The sequence below is a fragment of the Sphingomonas oligophenolica genome, assembly GCF_006438955.1.
Classification (GTDB): domain Bacteria; phylum Pseudomonadota; class Alphaproteobacteria; order Sphingomonadales; family Sphingomonadaceae; genus Sphingomonas; species Sphingomonas oligophenolica_A.
Genome location: NZ_RCZK01000012.1, coordinates 1 through 16,607, shown reverse-complemented (window position 1 = coordinate 16,607; position 16,607 = coordinate 1). Strand labels below are relative to the sequence as shown.

The window sequence follows — 16,607 nt, the reverse complement described above, 5'->3', positions numbered from 1 at the left end:
TCCCGCAAAGGCGGGAGCCCAGACAGGGTCCCCGCCTTCGCGGGGACACAAGGAATTAAGCGCCCGCGTTCGCGGTCGCGTACGCCCAGTCGAGCCACGGCCCGAGCGAAACGACATCGGCGGTATCCACCGTCGCCCCGCACCAGATCCTGAGCCCCGGCGGCGCATCGCGATACCCCGCGACGTCGTACGCAGCCTCCTCGCCCTCGAGCAGCGCGGCCATCTTCTTGATCAGCGCCTCGTCCGCGCCCGCGACCGTTAGGCACACGCTCGTCTTCGACCGCGACGCCGGATCGCTCGCGAGATGACCCAGCCAGTCACGCTCCGCCACGATCGTGCCTAGCGCCGCGGCATTCGCATCCGACCGCGCGATCAAACCGCCTTGGCCGAGCGACTTGCCCCATTCGAGCGCAAAGATCGCATCCTCGACCGCGAGCATCGAGGGGGTGTTGATCGTTTCGCCCTTGAACACGCCTTCCGCCAGCTTGCCCTTCGACACCAGGCGGAACACCTTCGGCAACGGCCACGCGGGCGTATAATTCTCCAGCCGTTCGACCGCGCGCGGCCCGAGGATGATCACGCCATGCGCGCCCTCGCCGCCCAGCACCTTCTGCCAGCTGAAGGTCGCGACATCGATCTTGTCCCACGGCAAATCGTACGCGAACACCCCGCTGGTCGCGTCGGCGAAGCTCAATCCCGCGCGATCGTCCGCGATCCAGTCACCATTCGGTACGCGCACGCCGCTAGTCGTCCCGTTCCAGGTGAACAGCACATCGTTCGACCAGTCGACCTGGGTCAGATCTGGCAGGTCGCCATAGTCGGCGCGGATGACGGTTGGTTCGATTTTGAGCTGTTTGACCGCATCGGTCACCCAGCCCTCACCGAAACTCTCCCAAGCCAGCGTCGTCACCGGCTTGGCGCCCAGCATCGTCCACATCGCCATCTCGAACGCGCCGGTGTCGGAACCGGGAACGATGCCGATGCGGTGGGTGTGGGGGAGGTTCAGCATCTCGCGCATCAGGTCGATGCAATAGGCGAGCCGCTGCTTGCCAATCTTCGACCGGTGCGACCGGCCAAGGCTCGCGATCGCGAGGTTGCCTGCATGCCAGCCCGGAGGCTTGGCGCAGGGACCACTAGAAAAATAGGGGCGCGCCGGCTTGATGGCGGGCTTTGCAGACGCACGGGTGGCGTCGGTAACGGTCGTTTCAGTCATGTCTGTCTCTCCTTACAGAGAGCACGCGCGGCGTTGGGACCGCGTGGCCCGTCGACGGCCCTAGGGATGCGACCGGGCTCTGTCCAACCCGAATTCAACTTCGTTCGTTACCCCGGACTTGTTCCGGAGCCCATCGTGCCGCACTTACGACCAATGTTGCGTGTAAGGAGCGATGGATGCCGGACCAAGTCCGGCATGACAGTGGTGCTAATGGCCCTCTCTCTCGCCGCCTGCGGCAGTCGCGAACGCATCCCCGAACCGCGGCCCTCGATCGCCACCGCATCGTCGCGCGACGCCGCGATCTGCTACGCCGACCTGCACCGCGACGGCGTCGATTTCCGCACGCTGCCCGACAAGGATTACGGCCATGGCTGCGGCCTGTCGGGGACGGTCCAATTGCTCGACATCGGCGTGCCGGTGAACAACCTCACCGCGGTCCGCTGCGGCGAGGCGCGGGCGTTCGCGACCTGGATCAGGAACGGCGTCGCACCCGCGGCGTACCAGATCCTCGGCAGCCAGCTCGTGCAGGTCGACAGCATGGGCAGCTATGCCTGTCGCAACGTGGTCGGCTCGGCGCGCAACAGCGACAAACGGTCCGGCCACGCGATCGCCAATGCGATCGACATCGGCAGTTTCGTTCTCAAGGACGGTCGCCGGATCAGCATCCTCGACGACTGGAATTCGCCCGACCCCGCGACCCGGCAATTCCTTCAGACGATCCACACTTCGGCCTGCAAGCGGTTCGGCACGGTGCTTTCGCCCGACTACAACGCCGCGCACCACAACCACCTCCACCTCGAGGACGATAGCGCGCGCTTCTGCCGCTAGCCTGTCCCCATCCGATGCTCTAAGCGCCCCGGATGACCGACACCCGCCCCCCCAGCCGCGTCTTCCGCCGCGCCAAGCAAGATGCCGACACCGCCAAGGGCGGGATCTCGACCCCCCAGACCGAAAATCCCGCTTATCGGCTGGCGTTCCAGGACATGGATTTCCTGCTCCGCGAGGATCTGCGCCCGGTCCGGTTCCAGCTCGAGCTCCTCAAGACCCAACTGGTGCTCGACGAGGCCAACATCGCCTCGACCTTCGTCATGTACGGGTCGGCACGCATTCCCGCGCCCGACAAGGCCGAGGAACTGCTGGCGCTGGCGACCGACGACCAGAGCCGCAAGATCGCCGAGCGGCTGGTCGCGAAGAGCAAATATTACGAGGTCGCGCGCGATCTCGCCAAGATCGTCAGCGTCCTGCCAAAGGATGAGGACGGCAAGCGCCAGTTCGTGGTGTGTTCGGGCGGCGGCCCGTCGATCATGGAAGCCGCGAACCGCGGCGCGACCGACGTCGGCGCCGAATCGATCGGGCTCAATATCGTGTTGCCGCACGAACAGGCTCCTAACCCCTATGTCACCCCATCGCTGTCGCTCCAGTTCCACTATTTCGCGCTGCGGAAAATGCACTTCCTGCTCCACGCCCGCGCGCTCGCGGCGTTCCCCGGCGGGTTCGGGACGTTCGACGAATTGTTCGAACTGCTGACGCTGATCCAGACCGGCAAGATCGATCCGATCCCGGTGCTTCTGGTCGGCCGCGAATTCTGGGACAAGGTCGTCAACTTCCAGGCGCTGGTCGACGAAGGCGTCGTCAGCGAGCGCGACCTGTCGATCTTCCATTATGTCGAAACCGCCGAGGAAGCGTGGGGGGTCGTCCAGCAATTCTACCGCGACCGTGAAGCCAAGCAGCAGGCGGCGCTCGCGCGTTAAAGCAGCGCGGTAAGCAGCGTCAGCAGCCCGAGTCCCAGCGACAGCGGCAGGCGCAGCCCGAGCCACCCCGGCGGCGCGAGATCGCGGCGGACCAGGGCGAGATCGACGCCCAGCGCGGCGATCAGCGCGACCCCCAACGCGACCAACGATGGTCCGGGCCACGGCAGCCCCACCATCCATGGCCACGCGCTCGCCAGCGCGACCAGTGCCGGTGCGACCGACGCGACCCAGATCCAGCGCGGCGGATCGTCGCTTTTGACCGCGATTCCCCACCACAGCCCGCCGAGAAAGCTGAGGATCAACGCGGCATAAGCATAGGCGAGTGCCAAGGCGGGAAAGCGCGTCGCTGGATCGTCGCCGAACAGCGTCAGCGCCACCAGGATTTGTGGAATCAGCCCCGCCAGCCCCAGCACCATCGCCATCCGGGGCACTCCGCCCCGCGCGTGATCGGTCACAAACGGATCGCGGCGTCGGTGCCCGGCACCGCCAGCGGTTCGCCGAACCGCACCGTTACGATCTCGGCGTAATCGCCCGCGACCGGATCGCGATAGACATGGACGACCGCGCGGGTGCCATCGACGACCCAGTAATGCGCGATTCCCGCCGCCGCATATTTACGCCGCTTGAGCCCAGTATCGCGATCGAGCGTCGTTTCCGCGATCTCGACGACCAGCAGCAGATCGGCGGGCACCAGCAGTCGGTTCGCATCGATCGGCGCGCAGAGCACCGCCACATCGCACGCGACGAATGTATCGTCGGCGAGGCCGATCCCGGTTTCGCCCAGCACCGTTTCGGCCCGCCCCTCGAAAACCGTCCAAAGCTTCCCCGTTACCGACGCCTGTCGTGCGCCATGATCGCTCATCGGTCGGTCCATCCGATGCAACTCCCCATCGATCAGTTCGACCGTCATGTCCGCAAACGCCCCGGACGCGACCATGGCGGCGAACTCCGCGGCGGTGAAGCGCGCGGGGTCGACCTCGACCGAACTCGGATGCGCGGGCTGATTCATCGGGCGATTCCTATCATGATCGAGGGCTGCGCGAAACGGTGGCAATCGCGACGCTGTGAGGGTAGAGAGCGCGGCATCCGCCAACCCCCGTCCTCGGGAGACCGCATGCGCGTCGCCATCGCCTCCGACCACGCCGCCGTCGCGCTGAAGACGGTGCTCGCCGACTGGCTGCGCGCGGCGGGGCATGACGTCGTCGATCTCGGCGCCGATGGCACCGCCAGCGTAGATTATCCCGATTACGGCTTCGCGATCGCCGAGGCAATTGCCGATGGCCGCGCCGACCGCGGCGTCGCGCTGTGCGGGTCCGGCATCGGGATCGCGATCGCCGCCAACCGCCACCCCGCCTGCCGCTGCGCGCTGGTCGCCGAGCCGCTATCGGCGCGACTCGCGCGCAGCCATAACGACGCCAACACGATCGCGATGGGCGCGCGGCTGATCGGCGAAGAAATGGCCAAGGCCTGCCTCGACGCGTTTCTCACCACCGACTTCGAAGGCGGTCGCCATCAGCACCGCGTCGATAAACTAGCGAAGGAGTTCGCATGAGCACCCAGCCCCAAACGCTGTCCGACGTTCAGCCCGATGGATTCTTTACGCGGGATCTCGCCGACGCGGACGCCGCCGTCTTCGCCGCGATCAGCCACGAACTGAAACGCGAACAGACCCAGATCGAACTGATCGCATCGGAGAACATCGTCTCGAAGGCGGTGCTCGCGGCCCAAGGTTCGGTGTTCACCAACAAATACGCCGAAGGCTATCCGGGCAAACGCTATTACCAGGGCTGCGCCCCGTCGGACGAGGTCGAGACGCTGGCGATCGATCGCGCCAAGCAACTCTTCGGCTGCGGATTCGTCAACGTCCAGCCGCATTCGGGCGCGCAGGCCAACGGCGCGGTTATGCTCGCGCTGGTCAAGCCGGGCGACACGATCCTGGGGATGAGCCTCGACGCGGGCGGCCACCTGACGCATGGTGCCAGGGCGGCGATGAGCGGCAAATGGTTCAACGCGGTCCAATACGGCGTCGATGCCGTCACGCATCTGATCGATTACGATCAGGTCGAGGCGCTGGCGGTCGAGCATCAGCCCAAGCTCATTATCGCGGGCGGCTCGGCCTATCCGCGCCAGATCGATTTCGCCAAGTTCCGCGCGATCGCGGACCAGGTCGGCGCGTATTTCATGGTCGACATGGCGCATTTTGCGGGGATCGTCGCGGCGGGGCTCCACCCAACGCCGTTCGGCCACGCGCATGTCGTGACCACGACGACGCACAAGACGCTGCGTGGCCCGCGTGGCGGCATGATCATGACCAACGACGAGGCACTGGCCAAGAAGATCAACTCGGCGGTGTTCCCTGGCCTGCAGGGTGGGCCGCTGATGCACGTCATCGCCGCGAAAGCGGTCGCGTTCGGCGAGGCGATCGAGCCCGGCTACAAGAGCTACATCGCCGCGGTCGTCGAGAATGCCAAGATCCTCGCCGCGACGCTGAAAGAACGTGGCGCGGACCTGGTCTCGGGGGGCACCGACACGCATCTCGCGCTCGTCGACCTCACCCCGCTCGGCGTCACCGGCCAGGACGCCGACGAGGCGCTCGAACGCGCCGGGATCACCTGTAACAAGAACGGCATCCCCAATGATCCGCTGCCCCCGGTGAAGACCAGCGGCATCCGCGTCGGCAGTCCCGCAGGCACGACGCGCGGCTTCGGCCCGGCCGAATTCCGTGAGATCGGCCATATGGTCGCCGATGTCCTCGACGGTCTCGCCAAGAACGGCGAGCAGGGCGATGCGCAGGTCGAGGCCAATGTCCGGGAACGAGTTGCCGCGCTGTGCGCTCGGTTCCCGATCTACGAAGGGTAAGCACATGGCATTCGACGATTTCCGCAACGAAGTGAAGAACGACCCCGCGCTCGGCAAGAGCATGGCGAAATGGGGAGCATTGGGCGCGGTCATCGCGATCCCGTTGCCGTTCGTCGGGCCGATCATCGGTGCCGCGGCGGGTGCGGGCTATGCCTATTTCAAGCGCAACAAGCAGGCCTGAATGCGCTGTCCTTTTTGCGGTCACGAAGACAGCCAGGTAAAGGATAGCCGTCCCACCGAAGACGGGGCGGCGATCCGCCGGCGCCGCCAGTGCGAAGGCTGCGCGGCGCGCTTCACGACGTTCGAGCGAATCCAGCTGCGCGACCTCACCGTCATCAAGAGCGAGGGCGGCGGCACCAAGCGCGAGGCGTTCGACCGCGACAAGCTGTTGCGGTCGGTCTCGATCGCGGCGCGCAAACGCCCGATCGACGCGGTGATGCTCGAAAAACTGGTGAGCGGGATCCAGCGCCGCCTCGAAACCACCGGCGAAACCGAAGTGTCGTCGAAGCGGATCGGCGAGATGGTGATGGACGGGTTGAAGGGCTTAGATTCAGTCGCCTATATCCGCTTCGCCAGCGTCTATCGCGATTTTAGCGAGGCCAAAGACTTCGAGGACTTCGCGGGCAGCGTCGAAGAGGTCGGGCGCGGGTGACGAGCGCGCCCGTCATCGTCCTCGTCCGCCCGCAGCTCGGCGAGAATATCGGCAAGGCGGCGCGCGCGATGCTCAATTTCGGGCTAACCGAAATGCGCCTCGTCGCGCCGCGCGATGGGTGGCCCAATCCCAGCGCGGGGCCTGCCGCAAGTGGTGCCGACATCGTCCTCGAACAGGCGCAGGTCTATGCCAGCGTCGCCGAGGCGGTCGCCGACTGCGCGCAGGTCTATGCCACCACAGTCCGCAAGCGCGGCGTGACCAAACCGGTCATGACGCCCGAGGCTGCCGCGACGACGATCCACCGCGATCCGGCGCGATCGGCGATCCTGTTCGGGCCTGAGCGATCGGGTCTCGAAACCGACGATGTCGCGCTCGCGCGCACCATCGTGACGGTGCCCATCAATCCCGAATTCGGCAGCCTCAACCTCGCCCAGGCAGTGATCCTGGTTGCCTATGAATGGTCGAAAGGCGTCGCGCTCGCGCAGCCTCCCGTGGTCGAGCTACCCGACCCTGCGTCGCAAGACGAACTCGACGGGATGATCGCGCAACTCGACGCGATGCTGGAGGCCGCGCATTTCTACTTCCCACCCGATCGCACGCCAACGACCCGGCGGGCGCTGCGCACGCTGCTGACCAAACCGGGCTGGTCGACCCAGGAAGTGCGCACGCTGCGCGGGGTTCTGTCCGCACTCGACGGGGCGAAACGACCCAAGATCGCCAAGGGTAACCCTGGCGGCGGCCTCCGTCAGCGGCGGTCGAACGCCGCGAACTCATAGGCGATCGAGGCCTCGACCAGCGCATCCCACAGGTCCGCGATCGCCTCGTGCGGCAATCCCGCTGCCTGCGCGCGCGCCTGCGCATTTGCGATCACCTCGGCCTTGCGCTTGCCATCGCGCACCTGTTCGCGCGAAGGTTTGATCCGCGCGGCGGCGTCCATATACGCGAAGCGGCGCGCAAGCAGCGCGATCAGCTCGGCATCGACGTGGTCGACGCCCGCGCGGACTTCCGCCATCGTGGTGCAGTCGGGGCCTGAAAGTGGTTCGGTCATGTCGGCCTCCTGCCCGCCCGGCAAAGGGGTGTCCAGCTTGACTCGCCGGGACACGGCGGCTAGGCGCCCGCCTTCGCAATGGCCCCGCACCCCGGTGAAGCGGTGGCCCCGCCCTGCCCGTCATAAGGCAGCCAGCAGGCGATACCGGGATAACGTCGTTAGCAATTGCCAAGGAAATATCATGTCGAAGCGCAACAGCGCCAAGTACAAGCTCGATCGGCGGATGGGCGAGAACATCTGGGGTCGCCCGAAATCCCCGGTCAACAAGCGTGAATATGGCCCCGGCCAACACGGCCAGCGCCGCAAGGGCAAGGTCAGCGATTTCGGTATTCAGCTGCGCGCCAAGCAGAAGCTCAAGGGCTATTATGGCGACGTGACCGAAAAACAGTTCCGTGCCTGCTATCACGAGGCCGCCCGGATGAAGGGGGACACCAGCCAGAACCTGATCGGCCTGCTCGAGCAGCGGCTCGACATGATCGTCTATCGCGCCAAGTTCGCGCCGACGATCTTTGCTGCACGCCAACTCGTCAGCCACGGCCACGTCAAGGTCAATGGCGTCAAGTGCAACATCGCCTCGCGCCGCTGCTTCATCGGCGACGAGATCACGCTGGGATCGAAGGCGCAGGAAATGGCGCTGGTGATGGAAGCGCAAAGCCTCGCCGAGCGCGAAATCCCCGACTATGTCGCCCCCGACGGCACCGCAAAGGTAACCTTCACGCGCGTCCCCGCGCTCGACGAGGTGCCCTACCCCGTGAAGATGGAGCCGAATCTGGTCGTCGAATTCTACTCGCGCTGATCCGAGGCGACTCGACAGCAAATAAGGGCGGTCCTGCGGGGCCGCCCTTTTCGTTTGGACAAGCGCGACCGAGCTTGCCACAAACCGGCACGAAGGAGTTCCCATGCGCCGTTTTATGCTCTCGCTGTTGTTCGTGACCACCACCGCCTCGGCACAAACCGATCCCGTGATCTCGGTCGACACGCTGAAATCGGTCACCAAGGAGCTGTCCTCCGACGCATACGAAGGCCGTGCGCCGACGACGCCTGCGGAGGACAAGACAGTCGCGTACATCGTCGAACGCTTTAAGGCGGCGGGCCTGAAGCCCGGAAATCCCCATGGCGACAAGGGGGCCAGCTGGTTCCAGGACGTGCCGATGGTCGAGATCACGGGCGAACACGTCGCGCCGCTTTCGTTCGCGGGGGGGAAGACCCCGATCAGCCTCGCCTACCGTACCGATATGGTCGCTGGCACCTATCGCGTCGTGCCGCGAATCGAACTGAAGGATAGCCCGGTCGTCTTCGTCGGCTATGGCATCAACGCGCCCGAAAAGGGCTGGAACGACTATGCCGGGATCGACGTGAAGGGGAAGACCGTCGTCATCCTGGTCAACGATCCCGACTGGCAGACGACGGCGCTGACCGGCCCGTTCGAAGGCCGCGCGATGACCTATTACGGGCGCTGGACATACAAATACGAAGAGGCGGCGCGGCAGGGCGCGGCCGCGGCGATCATCGTCCACGATACCGAACCAGCGGCGTATCCCTGGGCCGTCGTACAGTCATCATGGACCGGCCCGCAGCTCGAACTCGACGAGGCTGGCGATCACAAGGATCAAAGCCAGGTGATCGGCTGGATTCAGCGCCCCGCCGCCGAAAAGCTCTTCGCGAGCGCTGGGCAGGATTTCGCCGCGCTGTCCGCCGCCGCCAAGACGAAGGGGTTCAAGGCCGTCCCGCTCGACGTGAAAATGTCGACAAGCTTCGACAATAGGATCAAACGGCAAATGTCGAAGAACGTGATCGGCGTGCTGCCCGGAACGAAAGCACCGCAGGATTACGTGATGTACACCGCGCATTGGGACCATCTGGGCCGCTGCGACCCGGTCGACGGTGACGATATCTGCAACGGCGCGCTCGACAACGCGAGCGGCGTCGCGGGACTCGTCGCGCTCGCCGAAGCGCAGGCGAAGGCGGGGCCCGCCAAGCGATCGATCGCGTTCATGGCGGTGACCGCGGAGGAATCGGGGCTGCTCGGATCGCGCTATTATGCCGAACACCCGATCTATCCGCTGGCGCGCACCGTCGGCGGCGTCAACATGGATGTCCTGAATGTCGGCGGCAGGGCAAAGGATTTCGTGCTGACCGGTGCGGGCAAGAGCGAGATCGAGGATCTGGTGAAATCGTTCGTCCTCGCCGAGGAGCGCACGATCGGGATGGAAGAGCATCCAGAGGCGGGGGGCTATTACCGGTCGGATCATTTCAGCTTCGCCAAGCTCGGCGTGCCGATGCTCGACGGCGGATCGGGATCGGACCTCGTCAAGGGTGGCACCGTCGCAGGGGAGGCCGCGCGCGCGGATTATGTCGCGCACCGCTATCACAAGCCGCAGGACGAATATGACCCCAATTGGGACTGGTCGGGCGCGGTCGCGGACTTGAACATCTATTATGGGCTGGGGCGCAAGCTCGCCGACGATACGACGCTCTGGCCCAATTGGTACAAGACCGCCGAATTCCGCAACCTCCGCGACAAAAGCCGCGCGGGCGCGCAATGACGACGCCCCCGCCCGCCGAATGGGCGCCGCACGATGCGGTGTGGATCGGCTTCCCCAGCCATGCCACGCTGTGGGGCGACGACCTCGAACCGGCCCGCCACGAGGTCGCGGCGTTCGCCAAGGCAGTGCATGCGGACGGCAAGGGCGAAACGGTCATGCTGGTCGCCGCGGACGAAGAGGCGGCGGCCGCAGCGCGCAAGCTGGCGCCGTTCGCCGAAGTGCTGGTCGAGAAGTTCGGCGACATCTGGTTGCGCGATACCGGGCCGATCCTGCTCGGCGATGGCCGCGCGCGCGATTTCGAATTTAACGGTTGGGGCGCGAAATACGATCTGCCCGGCGACGATAGCGTCGGCGATCGCCTCGCCGCGACATGCGGGATCGACGCGGCGTTCTGCAATTGGGTACTCGAAGGCGGCGCGATCGACGGCGATGGCACCGGTACCGCGATCACGACCGAGCAATGCCTGCTCAACCGCAACCGCAACCCCGGCATGTCGCGCGCCGAGATCGAGGTAAGGCTCGCCGAGGATCTGGGGCTGACCCGGATCGTGTGGCTCGGCGAGGGGCTGCTCAACGACCATACCGATGGCCATGTCGACAATCTGGCGCGCTTTGTCGGTGAAGGCCGTGTCGCGATCCCCGAACCCTGCGAAAACGATCCCAATTGGATGGTCTATCAGCACGCCCGGCGCGATGCCGAGGCGGCGGGGCTGACGGTGGTGACGATCCCCTCGCCCGGTCGCGTGCTGCGCAACGAGGAAATCGCACCCGCGAGCTATATGAACTTCTACATCGGCAATGCCGCGGTCGTCGTTCCGCTCTATGGCGCTGCCAACGACGCGGCAGCGGTGGCGGCGATCCAGGCGCTGTTTCCGGAGCGCAAGGCGGTGGGCCTGCGCGCCGACAGCATCCTGACCGGGGGCGGCAGCTTCCACTGCATTTCGCAGCAAATCCCTTTGCGCGCACCCTCCCCCACCAAGGCCGGTTAACCCGATTCCAACCTCTGCCCGTTAGGTGCGGACGCTTCTGATAGCTGTCTGGCGGGGAAGATGATCGCACGGAGCGTCCTGGGGTTGGGTATCGTGGCGCTAACGACGTCGTGCGTCGGGACCACGCGGGCCGACCCATCGCTCGGCGCCGCAAGGCTTAGCCTCGTCGTACCGCCACCCACCCGAATCCGCGCGAGCGCCGCCGGCGGTCCCTCGGCGGCGTTGCTCGCTAAGGCCCCCGCCCCCGCGGTCGCCGACGCGCTGGTCGTCACCCCCGCAGCGCCCTTCGTCGAGAACGCAGCGGTGCCCGACGCGCAGCGCGCGCTCGATTGCCTGACCCAGGCGGTCTATTACGAGGCGCGATCCGAACCGGTCGACGGCCAGCGCGCGGTCGCACAGGTCGTCATCAACCGCGTCCACAATCCTGCTTATTCCAACAGTGTATGCGGCACCGTGTACGAAGGGTCGCGGCGATCGACCGGATGCCAGTTCAGCTTCACCTGCGACGGATCGCTCGCGCGCCGCCGCGAACCGAGCGCCTGGGCGCGCGCCGCGGAGGTCGCGGGCGCCGCATTGGCGGGCTTCGTCTATGCGCCGGTCGGCACCGCGACCTATTACCACACGACCGCGATCCACCCCTGGTGGGCCGCTAAGGTCACCCACGTCGCGACGATCGGCGCGCATATCTTCTATCGCCTGCCGGGCAGTTGGGGCGGGCTCGGTGCATTCAGCCAGCGCTACGCGGGGGCCGAACCCATCTTGACCGGCGGTCGCCACATCGCACCCAAATCGATCGACGCCATCGTCCAGACGATCGAGGCCGGGGTCACCGTCCATCGGGGGTCGTCGATCGCCGAGGCCACCACGCCTTCAAGCCCTTCCGATGCGGCGGAAACGACCGTACCGGTGGCGATACCGGCCGCGTTCGTCGCGGGGGTCGACATCCATCGCGGCACGCCGCCCACCGGCGCCGGGACTGGACACGGCGTGACGATCCATCGCAACGCTGGGGTCGGGCTCGCCAGTATCACGCGCTGACGCGGCCGCAGTCCGCCTTTCGTAACCTTGCCGCGGCGCCTACATGTCGCGGATGACCGAGATCACCGTCGCCGCGCTCCAGCTCGCGTTCACCGCCGACATCGACGCGAATATCGCCAACGTCTCCCGCCTCGCCCGCGACGCGGCAGGACAGGGCGCGCAGGTAATCCTGCCGCCCGAATTGTTCGAGGGCGAATATTTCTGCCGCGTCGAGGACGAATCGCTCTTCGCCAACGCCGCACCGGTCGGCGAGCATAAGGCGGTGCTCGCGATGCAGGCGCTCGCCGAGGCGCTCGAGGTCACGATCCCGACCAGCTTCTTCGAAGCGGACGGCCCGCATTATTACAACAGCCTCGCGATGATCGGCCCCGATGGCGAGATCCAGGGTGTCTATCGCAAGAGCCACATCCCCGACGGCCCCGGCTATGAAGAAAAATTCTATTTCCGCCCCGGCAATACCGGGTTCAAGGTCTGGCGCGGGCCGGATCGGACGACGCTCGGCGTCGGTGTGTGTTGGGACCAATGGTATCCGGAAACCGCGCGCGCGATGATGCTGATGGGGGCGGAACTGCTCTTCTATCCCACCGCGATCGGCAGCGAACCCCACGACACCAGCCTCGACACCGCGCGGCTGTGGCGGCGCGCGATGGTGGGCCATGCGGTGAGCAACGTCGTTCCGATCATCGCGGCCAACCGAGTCGGCACGGAGCACGGCCAAACCTTTTACGGCACCAGCTTCATCACCGACGAGCGCGGCGACATCCTCGCCGAACTCGGTCGCGAGGAGGAAGGCATGATCGTCGCGACGCTCGATCTCGATCGCGTCAAGCGCCACCGCGCCGCGTTCGGCTTCTTCCGCGACCGGCGGCCCGACCTTTACGGCAGGCTGGTCGAGGACGTTTGATCGCGTAGCTCGATCGCGCGCGCGAATACCGCCTCGAACATCTCGGGAGTCAGCCGACGCGTGTTCGTGTTGTAACGTGAGCAGTGATAGCTATCGATCAGGATGCGCCCGTCGGGCATCCGATGTTCGGCGAGGTGACCAAACGTGCACTTGGGCAATCGCCCACCCAAGGTCTTCACCGCCGACTGATGCGCGATCTGGCCGAGCGCGATGAAGATCCGCGCCTGGGGCAACGCCGCGACCGGCGCCTCCAGAAACGGGCGGCAGGTGCGGATTTCCTCGGGCGTCGGCTTGTTGGCGGGCGGCAGGCACCGCACCGCATTGATCAGGATCGCGCCGGTGAGCTTCAACCCGTCGTCGGGCTTCGCTGCATACACCCCCTCGCTCAGCCCGAACTTGGCGAGCGTCGCGAACAGCAGGTCGCCCGCATAATCGCCGGTAAAAGGTCGTCCCGTCCGGTTGGCGCCGTGTTTGCCCGGCGCCAAGCCAACGATGCCGAGCCACGCGTTGGGTTCGCCGAACGCGGGAACCGGCGCGTTCCACCAGCCTGGGAACTCACCGCGCAGTTCCTCGCGAAACGCGACGAGGCGTGGGCAACGCGGGCAATCGTGCGGGGGTTCGGTCGCGGGCAGCGGACTGGGTGCAAATTCCATCGCGACCGGGTAAGCGCCGCGCATGCCGAGGACAACCCGCACGCTGTACGCGATCGCGATCGGCTCCAACCGGCGCGGACGCCATGGTTCGCCCAGCCGCGAAGTCGCGGCGGCGATCGCGGCGTTGAAGCATGTCGTCGCCGCCTCTCCCATCGTCGCGAGCGATCCGGTCGGACCCTCGAACCGGCGCTTCGCCAACGCGGTCGCGCTGATCGAGAGCAAGCGTCGCCCGCCCGATGTGCTCGCCCGTCTCAAGGCGATCGAAGCCCGCTTCGGGCGCCGCCCCGGCAGGCGCTGGGGCGCGCGCGTGATCGACCTCGACATCATCTTGTGGTCGGGGGGGATCTGCGCGTCGCTGGGGCTCAGCGTGCCCCATCCGGCCTATCGCAACCGCCGCTTCGTCCTGGCCCCGCTCGCGCGCCTCGCGCCCGACTGGCGAGACCCGGTTGGGGGCAAGACCGTTCGCCAGTTGCTCCACGCGGTTGACCAGCCCCGCCCGCGTGCCTAGGGCGCCGGAGGCCCTGATTCCAAGGTGCCCGATGGCGGGGGTCCGTAGCTCAGTTGGTAGAGCAAGCGACTTTTAATCGAGAGGTCCCGGGTTCGAGCCCCGGCGGACCCACCATCGGACCCAATCGGAGAGTCCCAGAAAGCCCGGTCCCATTGCATTTTACGCAGAGTAATGCGTAACTTCTGCACCATCACGTTCCTGCCGTCTCCATCCGATCGCGTCAGCCACAGGGGCATGACCGGGGGCAGCGGAACTGGACATTGGGGGCATCAATGGCATTGACCGATATGCAGGCCAGGAAAGCCCTGCCGTCCGAGCGTGATTATAAACTCGCGGACTCAGGCGGACTCCACCTCTTCGTGACCAAAAAGGGTCATAAATCCTGGCGCCTGAAATACCGGTTCGCGGGCAAGGAGAAGCGGTTGTTGCTGGGACCCTATCCAGAGGTGACCCTCGCCCGTGCTCGCGAGCTGCGCGACGACGCCAAACGAATGCTCCGCGAATCGCTAGACCCAGCGATGGAGGCGCATAAACGGAAGATCGCGGCGTACGCGGCGGCCGGCGCGACACTCGAAAAATACGCATTGCTTTGGCATGAAGCGCAGCGTGGCCGCTGGTCGGCCGTGCACGTCAAAAAGGTGGAGCAAGCGCTTCGTCGCGACGTCTTTCCTCAACTGGGTCGACTGCCTCTAGCGCATATTGACGGGCCAATGATCCTCAAGGCGTTGCGGCAGGTCGAGCGTCGCGGTGCAATCGATACCGCCAAGCGAATTCGGCAGCATATCTCAGCTATTTTTCAATTCGCCATGGCTGAAGGCGTGGTCCGATCTGATCCAGCATCCAGCATCAGCAAGGCATTGCTCCCGACCCCCGTCGGGGGGCGCCAGCCGGCCGTGCGCACGCTCGGTGATGCTCGCGCACTGCTTGCGGCGATGGACGCCTCAACCTCAGAACCGGCAACGAAGCTCGCTTCGCGGCTATTAGCGTTGACAGTGGTGCGGCCAGGAATTGTACGGGCCGCGCAGTGGGAAGAATTCGAGAATATCGAATGGAATAACCCGGGGGCATCCGCCCCGGACGCTACCTGGCGCATCCCCGCCGCCAAAATGAAACTCGAGCTCGACGACAAGACGGACCAGGCCTTCGAGCACGTGGTCCCCCTTCCTAAAGCAGCCATCGCGGTACTACGGCAAATCCGCCGTTTGAGTGGGACATACCCTTATCTTTTCGGCAGCCGTCGCTCCCCCCGTCACCCGATGTCCGAAAACACGATTAGCTATATGTATGCGCGCAACGGTTATGCCGGTCGGCATGTCCCGCACGGCTGGCGATCAACCTTTTCCACCATTATGAATGAGCGCGCCGTTGCAGAACGGCGGCTTGAAGACCGCCAAATCATTGATGGCATGCTCGCCCATAAGCCAACGGGAATCTCCGGGTCCGAGATGGCGTACAATCGTGCGATCTATTGGGATCGGCGCAAGCAGATTGCGGGAGAGTGGGCCACGCTACTCATGGAAGGCCAGGTGCCCGCAGTTGAATTGCTGATCCCTCAGCGCTAGCGCGAGTCTTGTGTTGTGGAGGGCCTCGAAGCGAGACGCCGCTCTTGCGCTATGCAAACGCATGTAATCATCAAAGAAAGCGATGCTTGACGGGGTCCCGATCGGTGCCGAGCCGTCTGGCGCTCTGTGTCGATGCCGCACCGGTGTTCCTGCTCGAAATGGCTCAGGCCCGCACAATCATTGATGCCCAGATCGCGATCATTCGCGCCCGATTCGACGCGACCTGCGACGACGCAGGGATCAGCGCAGTCGATCGCGAACTGCTGCGTGACCGACAATTCCTCAATCTCTACGCCTTTGAAGGATACGTTTAGCGGCACGCTATAGGCACAGGTGCAGCCAGCGCTCGGTCGTATGTGTGATCGACGAGCGTCCCGTCCCGGATCAGGGCGACGGTCTCGTCGATCACAGGGTAGTTCAACCCCTCGAAGCGTTATCCGCCGCTCAGCTTGACCGCCATTCATACGACCGAGGTCGATCCGCCAGACGGGCGCAAGCCCACCGACTGGGAAGCTGCTCACCGACCTGCCGGTCGCATGCCCGCAGGACGTCGTCGAGAAAATGACCTGGTACTTGATACGCTGGAAGATAGAGGTGGCTCCGGTCGTCTGCACAGGCTCGCGGCTTGGATAAGTGGATCGCCGCTGGTTGATCATGCCGCTGCGAGAAGCGGCTGGTCGAAGTATATCTGGTCGGGCGTGCGGCCGCCAAGAGCTGAGTGCGGCCGGATGCCATTATAAAATGCGAAGTATCGGCCGATGCCGGCGCGGGCCTCGGGGACCGATGCGTAGGCGTGCAGATATACCTCCTCGTATTTCACCGAGCGCCAAAGGCGCTCAACGAACACGTTGTCGCGCCAGCAGCCCTTGCCGTCCATACTGATG

At 65.4% G+C, this 16,607-nt stretch carries 21 protein-coding genes and 1 tRNA gene; 16 read left to right on the top strand and 6 right to left on the bottom strand.

Annotated elements, in window-relative coordinates; translation table 11 throughout:
- Positions 1–55 precede the first annotated feature (55 nt).
- Positions 56–1,213, bottom strand: a complete 1,158-nt coding sequence (locus EAH84_RS12885) for a phosphoserine transaminase (protein WP_140872417.1) — start codon at positions 1,211–1,213, stop codon at positions 56–58.
- Between the two features lie 210 nt (positions 1,214–1,423).
- On the opposite strand from EAH84_RS12885, the gene EAH84_RS12880 reads away from it, so the two are divergent.
- Complete coding sequence (locus EAH84_RS12880) at positions 1,424–2,041, top strand: extensin family protein (protein WP_241656598.1); 618 nt, start codon at positions 1,424–1,426, stop codon at positions 2,039–2,041.
- 32 nt (positions 2,042–2,073) lie between these two features.
- Complete coding sequence (locus EAH84_RS12875) at positions 2,074–2,964, top strand: TIGR00730 family Rossman fold protein (RefSeq protein ID WP_140872415.1); 891 nt, start codon at positions 2,074–2,076, stop codon at positions 2,962–2,964.
- Here the strand turns inward: EAH84_RS12875 and EAH84_RS12870 are convergent.
- Entirely contained in the window at positions 2,961–3,386 is a 426-nt protein-coding gene (locus EAH84_RS12870; protein WP_140872414.1) for a DUF3429 domain-containing protein, read from the bottom strand. The two genes, EAH84_RS12875 and EAH84_RS12870, sit on opposite strands and share 4 nt — an antisense overlap.
- Positions 3,387–3,415: 29 nt before the next feature.
- Positions 3,416–3,973, bottom strand: coding sequence for a Uma2 family endonuclease (locus EAH84_RS12865; RefSeq protein ID WP_161978392.1), 558 nt, complete (start codon positions 3,971–3,973; stop codon positions 3,416–3,418).
- A gap of 105 nt (positions 3,974–4,078) precedes the next feature.
- Here EAH84_RS12865 and rpiB point away from each other — a divergent pair, with 105 nt between their 5' ends.
- The 5 genes from rpiB to EAH84_RS12845 are packed head-to-tail and all read left to right on the top strand — an operon-like array spanning position 4,079 to position 7,251.
- Entirely contained in the window at positions 4,079–4,516 is a 438-nt protein-coding gene (gene rpiB / locus EAH84_RS12860; protein ID WP_140872412.1) for a ribose 5-phosphate isomerase B, read from the top strand.
- Complete coding sequence (gene glyA, locus EAH84_RS12855; protein ID WP_140872411.1) at positions 4,513–5,823, top strand: serine hydroxymethyltransferase; 1,311 nt, start codon at positions 4,513–4,515, stop codon at positions 5,821–5,823. The genes rpiB and glyA overlap by 4 nt, the downstream gene beginning before the upstream one ends.
- A 4-nt stretch (positions 5,824–5,827) precedes the next feature.
- Positions 5,828–6,004 (top strand): hypothetical protein, encoded by a 177-nt coding sequence (locus EAH84_RS16125; protein WP_170209865.1) that lies wholly within the window; start codon positions 5,828–5,830, stop codon positions 6,002–6,004.
- Entirely contained in the window at positions 6,005–6,475 is a 471-nt protein-coding gene (gene nrdR, locus EAH84_RS12850; RefSeq protein WP_140872410.1) for a transcriptional regulator NrdR, read from the top strand.
- Positions 6,472–7,251: an RNA methyltransferase gene (locus tag EAH84_RS12845; RefSeq protein ID WP_140872409.1), complete on the top strand. Its 780-nt coding sequence runs from the start codon at positions 6,472–6,474 to the stop codon at positions 7,249–7,251. Before nrdR ends, EAH84_RS12845 begins: the two co-directional genes overlap by 4 nt.
- Here the strand turns inward: EAH84_RS12845 and EAH84_RS12840 are convergent.
- Positions 7,221–7,523: a chorismate mutase gene (locus EAH84_RS12840; protein WP_140872408.1), complete on the bottom strand. Its 303-nt coding sequence runs from the start codon at positions 7,521–7,523 to the stop codon at positions 7,221–7,223. The two genes, EAH84_RS12845 and EAH84_RS12840, sit on opposite strands and share 31 nt — an antisense overlap.
- Before the next feature lie 181 nt (positions 7,524–7,704).
- Here EAH84_RS12840 and rpsD point away from each other — a divergent pair, with 181 nt between their 5' ends.
- The 5 genes from rpsD (at position 7,705) to aguB (ending at position 13,000) form a co-directional block, all read left to right on the top strand.
- On the top strand, positions 7,705–8,319 hold the full coding sequence (rpsD, locus tag EAH84_RS12835; RefSeq protein WP_140872407.1) for a 30S ribosomal protein S4: 615 nt from the start codon (positions 7,705–7,707) through the stop codon (positions 8,317–8,319).
- A gap of 103 nt (positions 8,320–8,422) precedes the next feature.
- Positions 8,423–10,069, top strand: a complete 1,647-nt coding sequence (locus EAH84_RS12830; RefSeq protein WP_140872406.1) for a M28 family metallopeptidase — start codon at positions 8,423–8,425, stop codon at positions 10,067–10,069.
- Positions 10,066–11,058 carry an agmatine deiminase family protein gene (locus tag EAH84_RS12825; RefSeq protein WP_140872405.1) on the top strand — a complete coding sequence of 331 codons (993 nt, stop codon included), beginning with the start codon at positions 10,066–10,068 and terminating at the stop codon, positions 11,056–11,058. Before EAH84_RS12830 ends, EAH84_RS12825 begins: the two co-directional genes overlap by 4 nt.
- Before the next feature lie 60 nt (positions 11,059–11,118).
- Complete coding sequence (locus EAH84_RS12820) at positions 11,119–12,096, top strand: cell wall hydrolase (RefSeq protein ID WP_206663969.1); 978 nt, start codon at positions 11,119–11,121, stop codon at positions 12,094–12,096.
- A gap of 52 nt (positions 12,097–12,148) precedes the next feature.
- On the top strand, positions 12,149–13,000 hold the full coding sequence (gene aguB / locus EAH84_RS12815) for an N-carbamoylputrescine amidase (protein WP_140872462.1): 852 nt from the start codon (positions 12,149–12,151) through the stop codon (positions 12,998–13,000).
- Here aguB and EAH84_RS12810 read toward each other — a convergent pair.
- The gene (locus EAH84_RS12810) at positions 12,973–13,653 is read right to left on the bottom strand and encodes a uracil-DNA glycosylase (protein ID WP_140872463.1); all 681 of its coding nucleotides are present in this window, start codon (positions 13,651–13,653) and stop codon (positions 12,973–12,975) included. The two genes, aguB and EAH84_RS12810, sit on opposite strands and share 28 nt — an antisense overlap.
- A gap of 22 nt (positions 13,654–13,675) precedes the next feature.
- Between EAH84_RS12810 and folK the strand changes: the two genes are divergently transcribed.
- The 4 genes from folK to EAH84_RS12790 all read left to right on the top strand — a co-directional run bounded on the left by folK (position 13,676) and on the right by EAH84_RS12790 (position 16,037).
- Positions 13,676–14,161, top strand: a complete 486-nt coding sequence (gene folK / locus EAH84_RS12805) for a 2-amino-4-hydroxy-6-hydroxymethyldihydropteridine diphosphokinase (protein WP_140872404.1) — start codon at positions 13,676–13,678, stop codon at positions 14,159–14,161.
- Positions 14,162–14,199: 38 nt separating this feature from the next.
- Positions 14,200–14,275, top strand: a tRNA-Lys gene (locus EAH84_RS12800).
- 158 nt (positions 14,276–14,433) lie between these two features.
- Positions 14,434–15,723: a tyrosine-type recombinase/integrase gene (locus EAH84_RS12795; protein ID WP_140872403.1), complete on the top strand. Its 1,290-nt coding sequence runs from the start codon at positions 14,434–14,436 to the stop codon at positions 15,721–15,723.
- A gap of 104 nt (positions 15,724–15,827) precedes the next feature.
- Entirely contained in the window at positions 15,828–16,037 is a 210-nt protein-coding gene (locus EAH84_RS12790; protein ID WP_140872402.1) for a hypothetical protein, read from the top strand.
- A gap of 338 nt (positions 16,038–16,375) precedes the next feature.
- On the opposite strand, the gene EAH84_RS12785 is transcribed toward EAH84_RS12790, so the two are convergent.
- A partial coding sequence (locus EAH84_RS12785; RefSeq protein WP_140871468.1) for an integrase core domain-containing protein occupies positions 16,376–16,607 on the bottom strand: 232 nt, incomplete at its 5' end.

Excerpts from the sequence above, each read along its gene's own strand:
- EAH84_RS12885 (WP_140872417.1), bottom strand. The coding sequence starts at position 1,213 with ATGACTGAAACGACCGTTACCGACGCCACCCGTGCGTCTGCAAAGCCC.
- EAH84_RS12880 (WP_241656598.1), top strand. The coding sequence starts at position 1,424 with ATGGCCCTCTCTCTCGCCGCCTGCGGCAGTCGCGAACGCATCCCCGAA.
- EAH84_RS12875 (WP_140872415.1), top strand. The coding sequence starts at position 2,074 with ATGACCGACACCCGCCCCCCCAGCCGCGTCTTCCGCCGCGCCAAGCAA.
- EAH84_RS12870 (WP_140872414.1), bottom strand. The coding sequence starts at position 3,386 with ATGGCGATGGTGCTGGGGCTGGCGGGGCTGATTCCACAAATCCTGGTG.
- EAH84_RS12865 (WP_161978392.1), bottom strand. The coding sequence starts at position 3,973 with ATGAATCAGCCCGCGCATCCGAGTTCGGTCGAGGTCGACCCCGCGCGC.
- rpiB (WP_140872412.1), top strand. The coding sequence starts at position 4,079 with ATGCGCGTCGCCATCGCCTCCGACCACGCCGCCGTCGCGCTGAAGACG.
- glyA (WP_140872411.1), top strand. The coding sequence starts at position 4,513 with ATGAGCACCCAGCCCCAAACGCTGTCCGACGTTCAGCCCGATGGATTC.
- EAH84_RS16125 (WP_170209865.1), top strand. The coding sequence starts at position 5,828 with ATGGCATTCGACGATTTCCGCAACGAAGTGAAGAACGACCCCGCGCTC.
- nrdR (WP_140872410.1), top strand. The coding sequence starts at position 6,005 with ATGCGCTGTCCTTTTTGCGGTCACGAAGACAGCCAGGTAAAGGATAGC.
- EAH84_RS12840 (WP_140872408.1), bottom strand. The coding sequence starts at position 7,523 with ATGACCGAACCACTTTCAGGCCCCGACTGCACCACGATGGCGGAAGTC.
- rpsD (WP_140872407.1), top strand. The coding sequence starts at position 7,705 with ATGTCGAAGCGCAACAGCGCCAAGTACAAGCTCGATCGGCGGATGGGC.
- EAH84_RS12830 (WP_140872406.1), top strand. The coding sequence starts at position 8,423 with ATGCGCCGTTTTATGCTCTCGCTGTTGTTCGTGACCACCACCGCCTCG.
- EAH84_RS12825 (WP_140872405.1), top strand. The coding sequence starts at position 10,066 with ATGACGACGCCCCCGCCCGCCGAATGGGCGCCGCACGATGCGGTGTGG.
- EAH84_RS12820 (WP_206663969.1), top strand. The coding sequence starts at position 11,119 with ATGATCGCACGGAGCGTCCTGGGGTTGGGTATCGTGGCGCTAACGACG.
- aguB (WP_140872462.1), top strand. The coding sequence starts at position 12,149 with ATGACCGAGATCACCGTCGCCGCGCTCCAGCTCGCGTTCACCGCCGAC.
- EAH84_RS12810 (WP_140872463.1), bottom strand. The coding sequence starts at position 13,653 with ATGGAATTTGCACCCAGTCCGCTGCCCGCGACCGAACCCCCGCACGAT.
- folK (WP_140872404.1), top strand. The coding sequence starts at position 13,676 with ATGCCGAGGACAACCCGCACGCTGTACGCGATCGCGATCGGCTCCAAC.
- EAH84_RS12795 (WP_140872403.1), top strand. The coding sequence starts at position 14,434 with ATGGCATTGACCGATATGCAGGCCAGGAAAGCCCTGCCGTCCGAGCGT.